The organism is Dokdonella immobilis (genome assembly GCF_900115085.1).
Classification (GTDB): Bacteria; Pseudomonadota; Gammaproteobacteria; order Xanthomonadales; family Rhodanobacteraceae; genus Dokdonella; species Dokdonella immobilis.
Genome location: NZ_FOVF01000001.1, coordinates 125,944 through 142,439 on the forward strand (window position 1 = coordinate 125,944; position 16,496 = coordinate 142,439).

General features: G+C 65.5%; 10 protein-coding genes. 3 read left to right on the plus strand and 7 right to left on the minus strand.

Annotated features, from left to right (window positions below):
* Positions 1 to 5: 5 nt before the first annotated feature.
* From BM125_RS00530 to BM125_RS00540, 3 genes are all read right to left on the minus strand, one after another.
* A complete protein-coding gene (locus BM125_RS00530) occupies positions 6 to 1,985 on the minus strand; it encodes an autotransporter outer membrane beta-barrel domain-containing protein (protein WP_092403932.1) in 1,980 nt (659 codons plus the stop codon).
* On the minus strand, positions 1,982 to 6,880 hold the full coding sequence (locus BM125_RS00535) for a DUF11 domain-containing protein (protein ID WP_175497784.1): 4,899 nt from the start codon (positions 6,878 to 6,880) through the stop codon (positions 1,982 to 1,984). The genes BM125_RS00530 and BM125_RS00535 overlap by 4 nt, the downstream gene beginning before the upstream one ends.
* A gap of 545 nt (positions 6,881 to 7,425) precedes the next feature.
* Positions 7,426 to 9,078, minus strand: coding sequence for a caspase family protein (locus tag BM125_RS00540; protein WP_175497785.1), 1,653 nt, complete (start codon positions 9,076 to 9,078; stop codon positions 7,426 to 7,428).
* Positions 9,079 to 9,414: 336 nt separating this feature from the next.
* On the opposite strand from BM125_RS00540, the gene BM125_RS00545 reads away from it, so the two are divergent.
* Positions 9,415 to 11,088 (plus strand): pectin acetylesterase-family hydrolase, encoded by a 1,674-nt coding sequence (locus BM125_RS00545; RefSeq protein WP_092403935.1) that lies wholly within the window; start codon positions 9,415 to 9,417, stop codon positions 11,086 to 11,088.
* A 68-nt stretch (positions 11,089 to 11,156) separates the two neighbouring features.
* Here BM125_RS00545 and folP read toward each other — a convergent pair whose 3' ends face one another.
* The 3 genes from folP to rlmE form a co-directional block, all read right to left on the minus strand.
* On the minus strand, positions 11,157 to 12,047 hold the full coding sequence (gene folP, locus BM125_RS00550; protein ID WP_092403936.1) for a dihydropteroate synthase: 891 nt from the start codon (positions 12,045 to 12,047) through the stop codon (positions 11,157 to 11,159).
* Between the two features lie 67 nt (positions 12,048 to 12,114).
* Positions 12,115 to 14,052: an ATP-dependent zinc metalloprotease FtsH gene (gene ftsH / locus BM125_RS00555; protein ID WP_175497787.1), complete on the minus strand. Its 1,938-nt coding sequence runs from the start codon at positions 14,050 to 14,052 to the stop codon at positions 12,115 to 12,117.
* Positions 14,053 to 14,085: 33 nt separating this feature from the next.
* On the minus strand, positions 14,086 to 14,706 hold the full coding sequence (gene rlmE, locus BM125_RS00560; protein WP_092403937.1) for a 23S rRNA (uridine(2552)-2'-O)-methyltransferase RlmE: 621 nt from the start codon (positions 14,704 to 14,706) through the stop codon (positions 14,086 to 14,088).
* A 109-nt stretch (positions 14,707 to 14,815) separates the two neighbouring features.
* Here rlmE and yhbY point away from each other — a divergent pair, with 109 nt between their 5' ends.
* Positions 14,816 to 15,112 carry a ribosome assembly RNA-binding protein YhbY gene (yhbY, locus tag BM125_RS00565; protein WP_092403938.1) on the plus strand — a complete coding sequence of 99 codons (297 nt, stop codon included), beginning with the start codon at positions 14,816 to 14,818 and terminating at the stop codon, positions 15,110 to 15,112.
* Between the two features lie 13 nt (positions 15,113 to 15,125).
* On the plus strand, positions 15,126 to 15,518 hold the full coding sequence (locus BM125_RS00570) for an Mth938-like domain-containing protein (RefSeq protein ID WP_092403939.1): 393 nt from the start codon (positions 15,126 to 15,128) through the stop codon (positions 15,516 to 15,518).
* Here BM125_RS00570 and BM125_RS00575 read toward each other — a convergent pair.
* Entirely contained in the window at positions 15,503 to 16,408 is a 906-nt protein-coding gene (locus tag BM125_RS00575) for a sigma-70 family RNA polymerase sigma factor (RefSeq protein ID WP_092403940.1), read from the minus strand. The genes BM125_RS00570 and BM125_RS00575 overlap by 16 nt on opposite strands.
* Positions 16,409 to 16,496 lie beyond the last annotated feature (88 nt).

A 16,496-nucleotide genomic window follows, 5' to 3' on the forward strand; every position in this document is an offset into this window, starting at 1 on the left:
GGCTTTCACAACGGGAACCTCACGTCGAACCGGAGCGCCCAGCGGTCCAGGTCCTGGAAACTGAAGGTCTGCATGTAACCGAAATTGAAATCGACCGTGCGCGTTCCGATCGGGCGGCTGAAGCCGAGCCCGAGTTCGGCCGTCCCGTAGCGTCGATCGGGCTCCTGCATGTCGATCGACAAGGGCACCTGGCTGCCATCCGACCCGGCCAGCACGAATTGCGTGATCTGGTCCGGGGAAGATCCTCCGTCGGCAAAGTAGAACGCACGCAGATAGGGCCTGAAGGCCCCCACCGAGGTGGCGAAGCTGCGATCGAAGTAACCACCGACCGAGAACGAGCGGCTGTTGTTGCGACGCTCGTCGTAGCGAAGATTGAATTCCGACGGGCCGCGTTCCTGGAACGCCTCATACGTGGTCCGCAGCAGGGATATCTGCGCCTGCGGGGCAATCGTCCAGGTATTGCGCATGATCGTGTAGGTGATGCCGAAATTCGCCCCGACCTGATTGACCGTGGGGTCGCCCCTGGCGATATCGCGGCCCATCGACTGGTAACCGGTCCCCGAGGCATCGAGCTCGAGCAGTTCGACGACACGCTTCTGGCTGTAGTCGCTGCGCATGTAGCTCACCGAGCCGTCGAAGCTGAGGCCGTTCGGGGTCGAATACCCCGAATACACGAACAGCGATTTCGCGTTCGCGTCCAGGGAGCCCTGGTCGCCGGCAAAATCCGCACTCATGCTCGAGTAGCCCAGCGCCGCGCCGGCGAAGAAGCGGTCGGTGAAGCGGTAGTCGAGGCCGCTGGTCAGGCTCCAGGTATCGGACTTGAATCCGGAGTTGGAACGGCGCCGATCGCTGTCGCTCGAGCCGAGCGTCCCGTTGATCCAGAGTCCGAGCCGGGTGCCGCCGAGCAAGGTCCGCTTTTCCTCGTTGCGCGCCGACTCGTCGTCGTCCACGTTCAACAACGAGGCCAGGCTGCCGAACGAAACCGGAATGCCGTGGCTGAGGAAGGTCAAGCCGCCGGCGCTGACGGTACCGCCCTGGTTGCCACTGCGCAGCTCGGCCAGGCGTCCACCGAGATTGTTCGTCTGCGCGGTCGCCATGGCCGGCGCCATGAACGCGATGGCCGTGGTCTCATCCGGCGCCACCGCAAGCAGGTTGTTCTCGAGGACGATGCTCGCCGCCTCACGCACATCGCTGGGCGTGGCGGGATCGGCGACGAGATCGGCAGCCGCCTGCGTGACGGAACAGCCGATCGTGCCGAAGCCGCCGCCGCCGACGGCGCAAAACTGGGTGGTCGCCGTGCTGATCTGATCCGCCGCCGGATCGATACCGGGAACGACACCGGCACCCTGCTCAATCGTGGCCTGACCCAGGATCGCGACGGCCACGATCGGCGTGCTGCTGCCGGGAATGCTGCCGACGACCGGATTGCCGTCGGCGAACGTGCCCTGGAATGAGCCTTCGGTCCGCACGATCGACAGCGTCTGGGTCCCGGTCTGGCCATTCTCGACCAGTTGCAGGCCCACCGTGGCCGAAACCGGCGGCGACGATCCGCCGCCTGCCTGACCACCGTCGAGGTTCAGCAAGGCGACCCCGGGAGTCGACAGGAAGTCGGCTCCACTCGTGGCCGACCCACCCAATGCATTGAACGGCACGAGCGCCGTGCCCTGGAGGCTCGAACAGGTCAGCGTGACATCGATGACAATGTCGCGCGACACGTCCGTGCCCCGTTGCAGCTGGATGCTTGCAATGCCGTCGTGCGGCTCGACCGTGAAGGCGAAGGCAACGCTTTCGTCGAGGCAGGCGGCGCTGGCGCCGGCCACCTTGGACTGGCTGGCATAGCTCGACGTCTGCCCGGTCTTGCGCACGACAACGAGTTCCTGAGCGGCCCAGGCCGGGACCGGCAAGGCGAGCACGAGCGGCAGCAGGACCGAGAGCGTTCGGGATACCCGCTGCGCCGGTGTCCTGCCAATGCAACGGATGTTCATGGCGTACCCCCGATCGGCAGGACAATGGTGTTGTCGGTCGGATCGGCATCACCCGGGACGACCGCCGTGATGGTCGCGGTGGCTCCCGTGTTCAGCGCGACGAACAGAGTGGCCGCGGAGTTCGAGGGCAGGCTGGCCAGTGTGCATGCGCTTCCGGAGCAGGCAATTCCTTGCGCACTCGGTGGATTCGGGCAACTGACCGAGATGCTGCCGCCGGCGCCGGCAGTCGCCGTGCAGCCCCCCGCATAGGCCGCGAACAGCCGCAGCGCGGATCCCGGCGAAACGGTCACTGTGGTGGCAGCGGCTCCGACCGAGGACATGTTGGCAATATCGATCAGGGCGCCGGGAATGCCCGCAGCCGAGAACGGTCGCGCATTGGCGATCGCGACGTCGACAGCCTGGGCCACCGGATTGCTCACCGTGCACGAGGTGCAGGCCGGATTGTCGGAGCCGCTGGCGTCGACCGTATTGACTACAGCTCCACTCGCGTTGGCGGCAACCGTTGCGGAAATCTGCACACCCCGCTGGCCGACGAAGCCTGCCGCTACCGTGCAGGTCAAGGTGCTTCCCGGCATCGGCGCCAGCGTATTGCAGGCCACCCCGTTGTCGGGCTGCACCGAAATCGCGGCGACAGACGAAGGCAGGGTGTCGGTCAGGACTAGCGCAGCTCGGGTCGGACCACCGCTGTTGCTGGCCAGCACGGTCCACGCGATCGGCTGCCCCGCCCCGACCGGCGTTCCCGAAGCCGGGTTTGCGGTCTTGCTGACGGCGAGAACGGGCGCCTGCCCGACCGGAAGCGCGGAAACGGCCTGGCAGCTGCTCGGCGCACAGGTGATGTTGCTGCCCACCAGCTGAGCCCGGTTGTTTACCGTTCCCGAAGCTGTTGCCGAAACCGTCGCGTCGACCGTGTAGGTCAGCGAGGAATCGATCGGCAGGAAGCTGATGGTCTGGTTGATCGAACCCGTGCCTGAGTTCTGCGGGCAAGAAATGTCCCCGGTCGAACTGCAGGTCCAGGCGAACGACGACAACCCGTTCGGGATGGCGTCGGAGAACTGCACCGCCGTGGCCTCTTCAGTACCCGAATTGGCGATGTTGATCGTGTAGCGGACATTTCCGCCAGGATCCAGGGTGCTGCGGTCGGCCGTCTTGCTGATGTTCAGCCTTGCAGGCGGAGGCGCGACGCTGGGCAGCGAGAGGGTGACCAGACAACTGGCCGGTACACAGCCAAGCACGCCATCGGGCGCGGAGGGCTGCCTGGGCTGCCCGCCGAACTCGGCACCGCCCTGGAAATCGACCGAAGGCGGCAGCGTGGAAGCGGCTACCGCGTCTATCGTGTAGGTGATGGTCGAGCCTCTCGGGATGAAGCTGATCAGATCGAGAATCGGCCCACTCCCGGACGGCGAGCAGAAAGCCTTTCCTGTAGCTACGCAGGTCCAGCTCGAAAAGATGAATTCGGGAGGTTCGACCGTGAACAGATTGATGCCAAACTGGTCGCCACCGCCCGTGTTCTCGACGCGATACGTGTACTGGACCGAACCGCCAGGGACGATCTGGCTCACGTCCGCATCGAGGGTCAGGGTCAGTTGGTCTTCGCCCGGAATCGACAGCGGGACAGTGCAACTGACGGGGACGCACAGGATCGGCGAAGTGACGTTGACACCGACCAGGTAATCCACCGACGGCTGAACGTTGCTGCCGGTCTGCGCTGCGACCGAAAACGTCACCGTCGACCCATCGGGCATCCCGGTGAGCAATTCGTTGATGGGTCCGGAGCCGCTTGGCGAATTGCATGTCGCGCCGCCGGAGGCGACGCAGGTCCAGGTCGACGAGGCGATTTCCGGCGGCTCCACGCTGAAGGCGGGCACGTCAATCACGCCGAGACCGCTGCTGGCGGAGATCGTGAAGGTGTAGTTGATCGTGCTGTTCGGTACCGCCGTGAACGTATCCGCCTGCAGATCGAGGGTTACTTCGGCGCCGCCGAGCAACTCGGTCGGCAGTGCCGAGACGGCCTCGCAACTGACCGGCGCACACGTATCACCGGGGGCTGGCGTGAGATCGGCGGTCAGCCTTGCCTCGGCACCGGGATGGCTGTCGACGTGACCGACCACCGTGAAGACCAGGCGGCCCGCCGCGACCGGACGATCCCCGCTGTCCGGATCGTAGACGGCCAGGGACTTGACGCTCTGGCTGATCGGGCCGACGCCCTCGGCCGCCGGGCATTCGATGCCTGCGCAGGTCCAGCTCACGATCGAAAGACCATCGCCCGGAAGCGGATTGGCGATCTGGAAATCGTTGGCAACCTCCGCGCCGAGATTGCGCACGTCGATGGTCCAGACGGGGTCCGAATTCGCCGGCGCCCAGGCCCGGGCCGACTTCAACTGCACGTCCAGGTGAGCAGCCGGCACGGTAGCCACGGGCAGTTCGGTCGTGGCCGCACAGTCGTCGGCGCAATGACCGCCGGCCGGTGGCGTGGCGGTCGCCACCGCGCTGATGCTGGCTGGCGCATTCTCACCGAGCACCGCTCTTATCGAATAACTCACGGAGCTGTCCGAAGGCATGGCTGCGATCGCCTCATCGATCGCACCGCTGGCCGAGGTCCTCGGGCAGACAGCCCCGGCAAATCCCGTGCAGGTCCAGTCGAATCGCTCGACACCGTCGGGCAGTGGCACGTTGAGCAGTGCGCCATTGGCGGGGCTGCCAAGATTCTTCAGCTCGAGCAGGTAGTGGGCGACCCCACCGGCCAGCAACTGATGCTCGGCGGCGGATTGGCTCAGAGCGAGAAAGGGCTGCAGGCCCGTCTCGACACGGTCGACACACGGGGTTGCACTGAGTGGGTCGCTGGCGCTGCGATGGCAGCGACCGCCTGCCGAAGGCAATGCCATCAGCACCGTGGAGATGCTTGGTGGCGGATCCTCGGCAACGCGCCCAGTGATGCGGTACTGAAGGCCCGAGCCCGCGGGCATCGACCCAAGCACGCTCGTGACCTTGCCATGGCCACTGGATGCGGGACATCCGATACCGAGACCGGTACATACCCAGCTGGCCGAGGAGAATCCGGTCGGAACACCGTTGTCGATGCGGACATCGGACGCATCCGCGCCGAAGTTGAACACTTCAAGCGTGTAATCGGCACTCCCACCCGAACTGAGGTTGCCCTCCAGTCGCGACTGTTCGAGTGCAAGCACGGGCACACTGGAAAGCTCCACCGTCGCCACGCATGGACCCGTCGAACCCGACTGGCTCCGGCAGCCGAGGCTGGATTCGGCCGGGGTTTCAAGCCGGGCCTGGCTAATGATGATGGACGGCGGGGACGGACCGACCGTGGCCGCCAGCGAATAGACCAGTCGTGCCGAAGGGGCCAGTTCCGGTATCAGTTGATGCAAAGGTCCGCTGCCCGATGCGGTTGGGCAGTGGCCGGGGCTGTCACCCGCATCACAGGACCAGGACGCAAACGATTCGATTCCTGCAGGCAACGGCATGTCGAGCACGACATCGCGGGCCGACGCACCGGCCGAATCGTTGCCGACGACGATCGTGAAGTTCACTTCGTCCCCGGCGCGGGCGCCGAGCCGATCCACGACCTGGGAAATGCTCAGGAACCCGTTTTCGATGATCGGGGCCGCGAGATCATCGCACGGCGGCTGGAGCTCGGAGATGCCGCAGACACCCCCGGAAGGCGGCGTCACCGCCATGCGCAGGCCACTGCTGCCGGGCAGCGGCATGGACCGACGGGCGAGCACATCGAACTGGAGCCGACCCGAAGCAGGCCAGTTCGCTATCGTCTGGTGGATCGGACCATTGCCACTGTCTTGCGCGCAGGTCGCGCCATGGCCCGTGCAAGTCCAGCTCAGGCTGGCCACGCCATCGGGCAGTTCCAGGGCAACGTGGCTGCCGCCAGCGCTGCTGCCGCGATTTTCCAGTACGAAGCGATTGGCAACGGCGAAGCCGTCGGCACTGTAATCAGGTGTCCTGCTGACAAGGATCCACGGTCGCGTGGCGAGAGCGAGCCTGGCCGTGCATGGCGAAGACGCCACGGCCGCACCCTGCCGGCCCATCGAACAGCTGCCCCCGTAGGGCGGAACAGCGACGACGGACTGCACGACCTTGCCAGGCGGACTGGCGGCCACTTTCGAAGTGACCACGAACGTGACTTCCCCGCCCGAAAAATCGCCCAGCACCTGGTTGATGTCACCGGTTCCCGAAGCGGCCGCACAGGCTCCTCTGCCGGACTGGCAGGTCCACGTGCTCTCGACCAGCCCCCTGGGAACCGGGCTGCGCAGGACGGTACCGCTGGTACTCGTGCGCGAATCGGCGGCATCGACCCGAATCGTGTAGGCGACCCTCTGGCCGGGCGCGAGCGCCGTTGCCGAAGACTGCACGTCCAGGTCCAGGTTCGCCCCGGTCGGCAGCAACAACGTGGAACGACAGGGCGGGGTTTCTGCCGCGGCGCAGGCGGACCCCGCCGGCAGACTTGCCAGGGCCAGAAGACGAACGAATGCCGGCGGTGCCGCGCCGACATCGGCGTCGATGGAGAATTCGAGCCTGCCCCCGGCGACAAGGCCTTGCAGCGCCTCGTCCAGGTCACCGTTGCCGGTTGCATGGGCGCAGGATGCGCCACGACTCGCAACGCACCGCCAGGACCGATTGCTGAGGCCCTGCGGGCTGGAAACCAGCAACCTCGCCCCCTGCGGACTACCACCCGAATTCTCGACGACAACGGTGTACCGGCCCAAGGAAGCCGGCTCGAGACGGCCCGCCGGTGCGCTGATCGCCAGCGCGATTCTTGGAGCCGCTGGCGGCGCTGGCATCTCGGCGCCGGCGCCCGTGGCGAACAGGACTGCGCTCCACCCGAACATCTGGACCAGCATCGATCTGGCACTTCGGCTCTTCGCCATGCATCTGGATTCGTCAGCCATGAATGTCTCTCCCCCGGCTTTTCATGATTCGATTGCAGCAGGCTTGATCGAACTGCCCCTGCCCGTCGCCCGAGCGACGGATAACCTTGTCCCGCCCCATCGCCGGCTGCCGCAGATTGGCGGGCATCAGGCGGGATTTTCGGACACGCTGGAAACCGCCCTGGCAATGGACGCAATTGCGCCGGCTGCAGCCGGCGCAATCGCCCTACTCCCCTCCGCAGCCAGAGGATATACCCCTAGGCCGGCTCTGAATAAGTGGCGCAAACGTCATGGCGTTCAGAACGCTCGCCACAGGTGCTGCGTGGCGACGTGAAGGCTGGTTGCCTTGACGCGCTGCGCGGTGCCTGTGACGGGCCTTCTGGACGCCACCCTTGTTGCATTGAATCAATCGCTTGGGCGACGCCTGCCTGCGCACAGCTCCTTGTTGCGCCGCCCTGAACGACGGCCGGTCTGTCTGCGTCGTCGCGCCGCGATCTGCACGCAGGCAGGCGTCGTGACGGTTGTGCCACTTGTTCAGAGCCTCCCTAACCCTTTTCCGGCATGCTTCGCGGAACCAGGAAGAATGCCCCACCCGCATCGCCGGCTTCACGGACCTTTTTCAGGTCCGGAGACTGGACGATTCCGATCTTCTGTGAACTGACGCGGACGGGCTCTACCAGCGCACGCTCGAGTCCGGTCTGGGTCAGGATCCGGTCGTTTTCGCGCAACACCTTGAGCAGCGCCGAGGCGAACACGGAATGACCGTCGCCGGCCTGGTCCAGGACCGGGCTCAGGCCTCCCGATGACAGGACGTAGCGGGCCCGGCGGCTGAGATAGCCGCTCGGGATGCCATCCACGTATTCCGCGGGCCCGCCGGTATAGCTGCTGACCGACCCCGACAGGGCGCTGCCGAAGCAGGAGTCGGCGATGACCAGCACGCTGCGCGCCTTGAACATGGCGAGGAATTCGGCCAGCGTTTCGGTCGGCAGGGCCGGACTGCGCTCGCTCTGACGGGCGTCCAGGGGCAACCAGAAACCGCGCTGGGCCGCATTCAGGACGCCGTGCCCGGCAAAGTAGATCAGCACGTTGTCGTCGGGGCCGATCTTGGTCGACAACTGCACGATGCCGCCGACGATCGAGGAAAAATCCGCATCCAGCAACGTGGTCGTCTCGAAGCCGTAACGCTTCTCGAGTACGTCGGCGATCGCCCTGGCATCGCTGATCGGCGTCTTCAGCGGATCGTAGCTGATGTAGTTCTGCACGCCGATGATCAAGGCGTGGTACTTGCCGAACTTTACGCCTTTGGCCGCAACCGGTGCGGCCGTGCCCGCGGAAACGAGCGGGGCCGGAACGCTGCGCGTCTGGGCCAGGCCGCCGCTCTGGTCTCCTGGCGGTTTGTCGGAAGCCTCGGCGAGCTTCCTGTCGGCCTCGGCACGCTGGGTCATGGCGTCCTTGAGCGATCGCTCGAGCGCGGCCATCTTCTTCTGGTCGCGCTGCTGGCTGGCGTTGGCCGACTGCAATGCCGCCACCTCGCCCTGCAGGCGCTTGACCTGGGAATCCGCTTCGGCGCGTTGCATGGCCAGCTCGCTGCGCAGCTGGGCATTGCGACGTTCGACCTCGGCCACTCGCGAGTTGGCCTCGTCAGCGCTGATCAGATCGTCGCCGGTAATGCCCATCGCTTCGCGATAGAGGTTGACCGCCGCCGTGGTATCGACCGGCATGCCGCGTCCGCTCTCCATCATCGCGGCCAGCGAGAGCTTGGCCTCGTTGGAACCGGACCCGGCAGCCTTGCGGTACCACTTGGCCGCCTCTTCGTAGTCGGGCGCCGTATCCATGCCCTTTTCATAGATCTGGCCGACATAGAACTGGGCCGTCGCATCACCGCCCTTGGCCTTGTCCATCCACACGGCCAGGCTCGACGTCATGCTGGCGCGATCGTATTCGGTGTATTCGCCGCCGCGCATCGCGCACAGCTGCGCGGTGGTCTTCACCGGCAGGCGCGGTCCCATGTAGGACATTGCGCCGGACCGGCGCATCTGTCCGGGCAAGAGGCAGTCGACCACCATCATGGCATCGATCGGTTGCACGCCGGCCATGGCGCCGTTGCTGGTCACGTAGGGCTTCCAGCTTTCGGCGGCCTTGGAAGGGGATCCGGCCACCACCAGCGCGGCTGCCAGGCAGGAATGGATGATTTTCATGGGCCGGTCCTCTTGATGCATGGGACGTTGCGCCTGTCCGGTCGACAGGTTCAGGACACATTAAAACGCAAACTGGCTTCGAGTGCTCGTCATTCCGACCTTGGTCGCGACAATCGCCTGAATTCACGGAAGCCTCATCGTCATGATGGCGGCAGCGGAATCGTTTGCATCGCGCGCAAGCCGTTGGCATGCAGGCCGGCGACCTCCCCGCAGGCCGACCGGAACAGCACGGGCGCCGGGTTTCCTGCTCGCACGAGTTCGCGCAAATGCTTGCCTCGACCCCTCATGACCTACTAATTTCTGGACCCGGTGGGAATCCAGGGGACGGGAGGCGAGATGTTATTGCGATGGATCGTGAATGCGCTCGCGATGGCGCCGCTGATCGCGTTCGGCCAGGTGAACAACTGCAGCGACCCCTACTGGTCCGACTCGCTGCGTTGCCGGCTGTTGAATCCGGCCGAACCGCAACCGGATCCCGCGCCACCGGCGACCGTCGCCCAACTCCGCGACTACACGCGAGTCGCCCTGCCCCTGGACCCCGAAGTCCGCTGCCTCGATGGCACCCGGCCGGTGATCTACGTCGACCCGGCCGTCGGACCGCCGTCGAACAAGTGGCTGATCAGTTTTACCGGCGGCCCCTGGTGCTCGGCGAAGGACCTCGACCACGACGGCACGTTCGAGAATGGACAGGAATGCCTGGACTACTATGTCGACAACCTCGGCGCGTTGATGGGTACGGCGACGACCGACGCGATGAGCAATCTCCAGTCGGACGACGGTTCGGGCATCCTCGATCCGGATCCGCTCGTCAATCCGGTCCTCGCCGGCTACAACCGTGTGCGCATCTACAAGTGCGGCTTCGACCGCCACAGCGGCCGCTCCACGCATGCCGTGAGCGCCATCGCGCCGGTGCTCGGCAACATCGGCTTCACCCTCTTCAACCACGGACAGAAGATCGCGCTGGCGACGCTCGACCTGCTCGAGGGCGGCGGAGCCGGGCAGCCTGGCCTGACCTATTCGACCTGGGTCGATCAGGGCGGCAACGTCGCGACGGGCCAGGAGACCCTGCCGTCGATCGCCGACGCCGAACAGGTCGTCTTCATCGGCCATTCCGCCTCCGGTCACGGGCTCTACCAGAACGCCGACCGCTACGCGGCCCACCTGCGCGCCATGCCGGGCTTCAGTGGCGACGTGCGCGCGATCCATGACGCGCATTTCATCCACGCGCCGGAAAACGAAGCCGCGTTCGACCCGGCCCAGAATCCGAATCCCGCCCTGGACAATACATTGTTCGACGCCCGCTACACCGGCACCACATCGGCGGTCGGAACCTACGACGCCCAGCCCTACTTCGACGGTGGGGTGGAAATCTTCGCCAGCGACTATGCCGCCTGGCTCGAGACTTCGATGAGTCCGATGTCGACGCTGGTCGACGAATCCTGCTTCGCCGCGCACCAGGCTTCGTCCGACGCTTGGAAGTGCCTCGACCGCTTCCATGTCCGTTTCCATCACGAAACGACGCCCGCGCTGATACGCGAGGACTTCCTCGACCCGAACACCGAGCACGGCAATCCACCGATCGGATTCGTCGTGCAATGGGGACCGCTCGCGGCGCGTCCGGAGTGCGCGGATCTGGGCTTCAGTCCGTGCCCGCCCGTGCTGAGTCCGACCCAGTATGCTGCGCGCCTGCTCGTGCAGGCCGGACACTTCCTCGATGGCATCTTCACGCAATCGGAACTCGCGCTCGGCACCGACACCAGTGGTCCGATCGGCAGCGTCTACCTGTGGATGCCGGCCTGCGGATCCCATGAAGGCGCCTACAGCGACAGCCAGTACCTTGTCACGACGATGCGCAAGAACGGCGTCGACGTGACCTACCGCGGATTCATCGAGGATTTCCTGTCGGCGCCGGCGACCGGCGCGCTCGAGTCGTATGTGACCGGCCTCGAAGGGGCGCGCAGCCTGTGCGAGGGCGTGCTGTTCGCGAACGGGTTCGATCCGGTTCCCTGAGGCGCGGCATCCGCAAGGTCGGCGGCGCGACGTCGACGCCTGATTCGCGCGCGAACGTCCGGGATACCTCAGTCATCGTCCCAATTGATGCCGGCAGGCATGGATCGCGCCGGCTTCGACGCATCGCCGCGCACGCAGGCCCGCGATACGGCGAGCACGTCGCGCGTCGCCGCGACGTCGTGGACCCGGATCAGCAGGGCACCGCGCTGGGCAGCGATCATCGCTGCAGCCAGTGAACCGTACAGCCGTTCGCCGACCTCGTCGCGACCGGTCAACCTGCCGATCATCGACTTGCGCGACAGGCCGGCCATGACCGGTGCGATCTCGGTGAAGCGCTCGAGTGCATTTAACAGGGCCACGTTGTTCTCGAGCGACTTGCCAAAACCGAAACCTGGATCGACGACGATGCGCTTCTTGTCGATGCCGGCAAGCTGGCAGGCAAAGACGCGATCCGACAGGAAGCGATGCACGTCACCGACGACGTCGTCGTAGTGCGGATCGTCCTGCATCGTGCGCGGCTCGCCCTGCATGTGCATCAGGCAGACCACCGCACCGAGATCGGCCGCGGCCTCGAGTGCACCGTCGGCGCGCAACGCCCGCACATCGTTGATGAAACCGGCGCCGGCGGCGACCGCGGCACGCATGACCTCGGGCTCCGACGTGTCGATGGAAAGCGGCACGTCGGTCGAGGCGGACACGGCCTCGATGACCGGAATGACCCGGGCGATCTGCTCGGCGGCGGAAACCGCGCTGGCGCCGGGGCGGGTCGATTCGGCGCCGAAATCCAGCATGTCCGCGCCCTCCTCGACAAGCCGCAGCGCATGGCTGACGGCCGCGGCCGGATCCAGGAACCTGCCGCCATCCGAAAAGGAATCGGGCGTCACGTTGACGATGCCGCAGATGCGCGCCTGATCGAGCACGAGTTCACGGCCCTTGCAATCCAGCACAGGAGAAAACATGACTTGCGCTCCAAAAAAAGGCCGCCTTGCGGCGGCCCGTTTTAACAGATTTACGCGCCGGCATTCACTACCCGGCAGTACTGCGAGATTGTACGGCAGGGCCGCCGATCGGGCTTTCGCCGCGCGGTTTGGCGCCACCCGTACCCGACCCCGGGCCCTTGCCCGAATCATCGGTCCAGCCCTTCGGCGGGCTGACGTCCTGCCCATTCATGATTTCCTCGATCTGCCTGGCGTCGATCGTTTCGTACTGCAGCAGGGCTTCCGCCATGACATGCAGCTTGGACATATTCTCGGTCAGCAGTTCGGTGCTGCGCGCATAGGCGCGATCGAGGATCTCGCGCACTTCCTCATCGATGCGGCGTGCCGTCTCGTCGGACACGTTCTTGTGCTGGGTCACCGAGCGACCGAGGAAGACTTCGTCCTCTTCCTCGCCGTAGGCAATCGGCCCGAGCTTGTCGGACAGGCCCCACTTGGTGACCATGTTGCGCGCCATCTTGGTCGCGCGCTCGATGTCGTTCGAAGCGCCCGTGGTGACCTTGTCCGGACCGAAGATCAGTTCTTCGGCGACCCGGCCGCCATACAGCGAGCACAGGCGGCTGATGATGTTTTCCTTGTTGTAGCTGTAGCGGTCGTTCTCGGGCAGGTACATGGTGACGCCGAGGGCGCGGCCGCGCGGAATGATCGTGACCTTGTAGACCGGATCATGATCCGGCACGAGCCGGCCGATGATCGCGTGCCCCGCCTCGTGATAGGCGGTCAGCTTCTTCTCGTCGTCGCTCATGATCATCGAGCGGCGCTCGGCGCCCATCATGATCTTGTCCTTGGCGCGCTCGAAATCGTTCATGCTGACATCGCGCGAATTGCCGCGCGCGGCGAACAGGGCCGCCTCGTTGACCAGGTTGGCCAGGTCGGCGCCCGAGAACCCGGGCGTGCCGCGGGCGATGGTCAGCGGCTCGACGTCGGAGCCCAGCGGCACCTTGCGCATGTGTACCTTGAGTATCTGCTCGCGGCCCTTCAGGTCGGGCAGCGGCACGACGACCTGGCGATCGAAGCGTCCCGGGCGCAGCAGGGCCGGATCGAGCACGTCAGGACGGTTGGTCGCGGCGATCACGATGACGCCTTCACTGCCTTCGAACCCGTCCATCTCGACCAGCAACTGGTTCAGGGTCTGCTCGCGCTCGTCATGCCCGCCACCGAGACCGGCGCCACGATGGCGGCCGACCGCGTCGATTTCGTCGATGAAGATGATGCAGGGAGCCTGCTTCTTGGCCTGCTCGAACATGTCGCGCACGCGCGCCGCACCGACGCCGACGAACATCTCGACGAAGTCCGAGCCGGAAATCGAGAAGAACGGCACCTTGGCCTCGCCGGCAATGGCCTTGGCCAGCAGGGTCTTGCCGGTGCCGGGCGAGCCGACCATCAGCACGCCACGCGGGATCTTGCCGCCCAGCTTGGTGAACTTGGAAGGGTCGCGCAGGAATTCGACCAGTTCGGAGACTTCTTCCTTGGCCTCGTCGCAGCCGGCGACGTCGGCGAAGGTGACCTTGACCTGGTCTTCGCCCTGCAGCTTGGCCCGCGAGCGGCCGAACGACATCGCTCCGCGCCCGCCGGCGCCGGCCTGCATCTGGCGCATGAAGTAGAACAGGATGCCGATGAAGATGATGATCGGCAGCCAGTCGAACAGCAGGCGCAGGATCAGCGGCATGCCGGGATCGGTCGGTTCGACCTTGACCTTTGCCACGTCCTTCTCGATTTCCGAAAGCGACTGCTCGGTCGGCAGGACGGTGGTGCGGATGCTGGTGCCATCCTGCAGCTTCGCCTCGACCGTGCGGTTGTCATTGTGGACCAGCACTTCGTCGACCCGCTTGTCGCGCACGGCCTGCATGAATTCCGAATACGGAATGTCCTTGGTCGCCGCCCCGCGAGGATTGAAGCTCTGAAACACGGTCAGCAGCACGACTGCGATAACCACCCAGAGCAGCAGAGTCTTTGCCATATCGTTCATCTTTTTCCAGATTCCTCCAGCATTGGCCAGGGCTCAGAGATGCTTGCCGGTCGCCAATGCGTAGACTTCGTTGCTGCGCGCCCTGGATGCCTTGGGCTTGCGGATGCTGACGTGCGCAAACTGGCTGCGCAAGCGCCGGATGTATTCGTCGAATCCCTGGCCCTGGAACAGCTTGACCAGGAACGCCCCGCCCTTGGCGAGGTGGGCCTCGGCAAATTCGGCGGCCAGTTCGGCCAGGGCCATCGAACGATCCTGGTCGACGGCCCCGACACCGCTCATGTTGGGGGCCATGTCGGAAAGCACAAGATCGGGCCTGTTTCCGCCAAGCAGCTCCTCGAGACGCCTGAGCACGGCATCCTCGCGAAAATCACCCAGGATGAAGTCGACCCCGCCGATACCCTGCATCGGCAGGATGTCGAGTGCGACAATGCGTCCGCTGTCGCCGAGCCGCTCCCGCACCATCTGCGACCAGCCACCGGGTGCCGCGCCGAGATCGACCACGAACATGCCCGGCCTGAGCAGATGGTCGCGCTCGATCAACTCATCGAGCTTGAACACCGCGCGGGAACGCCAGCCTTCCACCTGGGCACGCTTCACGAACGGGTCGCTGAAGTGCTCCTGGAGCCAGCGGGAACTGGATTTGCTTCGCGCCACGTCGTGTCCAAGCCGCGCCAGGCGCGTTTCCCAGCCATGATAATGCCCGCATAATACCCCGAAAGTCGCGCATTCCTGCCGGCCACCCATCCGCATTCGGACACCGTTCATGTCACTTACCTCGTTCCAGAAGCGCTACCTGCGCGGGCTTGCACATTCCCTCAACCCGGTCGTGATGCTCGGCCAGAAGGGCGTGACGCCCAGCCTGGTCAATGAATTGAGCCTGGCCCTGAACCATCACGAGCTGATAAAGGTGCGCCTGTCGGGGGGCGATCGCGAAGAGCGCGCCGCGCAAATCGACGCGCTGACCACCGATACGGGAGCCGAAGTCGTGCAGGTCGTCGGGCATACCGCGACGCTATGGAAGCGCAACGACAAGGAACCCCGACTGCCGTTGCCCAAGTAGGCGCGTCGGGCCCATGCAACTGTCCCATGATCGAGCGGAAGGCTACTTCTTCGTTCGCGCGACGCGCGAGCGCTCCATCGTCGTTGTAGACCGCGAGCTGCACCGCAGTTTCCTGATGGCTCCGGACCAGGTCGTCGAGGACTGGCCGGTTGCAGCCGTCGCCGATCTCGATCCGGCGAGCATGCGCAGAATTCTCGATCTCGAGCCGGAAGTGGTGGTGCTCGGTACCGGTCTGCGCCAGCGGTTTCCCGCACAGGCTGCGCTCATTCCCCTGCTGACTCTCGGCATCGGCGTCGAAGCCATGGACAATGCCGCAGCCGCCCGCACCTACAACCTGCTGGCCGGCGAAGGTCGACGCGTCGTCGCCGCCTTCATCCTGCCTGGCCGGCCTCAGCCGCCGACCTGATCCTGCTGGGACAGGCAACGCAAGCGTTTGAGTGCCTCTTCCTGTATCTGGCGCACACGCTCGCGCGATACGCCGAGGTCGGTCGCGATCTCGGCCAGGGAATGGACCGGCTCACCGTTGAGGCCGAACCGGCGCTCGAGAACCAGGCGCTGGCGTGGCTTGAGCGCCGACAGCCAGTCCTCGAGTTGGCCGCCGCCGGCGTGCTCGGGGCGCCCCTGGGTTCCGGTTTCCTCTTCGCCGATCAGATGTTCGATCATGGCTCGGTCGTCGCTGTCCGACATCGGCGCATCGAGCGAGCTGATGTGTTCGTTGACCCGGAACAACTCGGCTACATCCTGGGTGCTCTTGTCGACGGCCCTGGCGAGTTCCTCGAGGGTCGGGGCGCGGCCGAGCTGAGCCGTGATCTCGCGATTGGCGCGAAGCACCTGGGCCAGCTCGCGCAGGACGTGCACGGGAATGCGCACGGTCCGCCCCTGATTTGAAAGGGCCTGCTGGACGCCGTGCCGGATCCACCACATCGCGTAGGTCGAAAAGCGCAGACGTCGCTGTGGCTCGAATTTCTCGACCGCGCGAATAAGGCCGATGTTGCCTTCCTCGATCAGGTCCATCAGCGGCACGCCGCGGCCCACGTAGCCCCTGGCCACGGTCACCACGAGACGCAGATTGGCCTCGATCATGCCGCGTCGTGCCTCACTGTCGCCGGCCTGCACGCGCTCGGCGAGCGCCCACTCCTGTTCCGCGGCAAGCAGGGGAATCAGGCCGATTTCGTTGAGATAGGCGCCGGTGGAACTGCGGACTTCCTCGTCCGCAGGCTCGATGGCGTCGAGCAGTTCGAGCACTTCCTCGACCTCGGGCTCGGAGACGGGCCCCGACGACGGAGCGGCGCTCATCGGCAAAGCCTGGACCGCGCGGGATTGCAATGAAACAGCAAGCACCGTTCGCCCGAAGATGAAGACAACCGCCGGCTGCTTCGGGCAG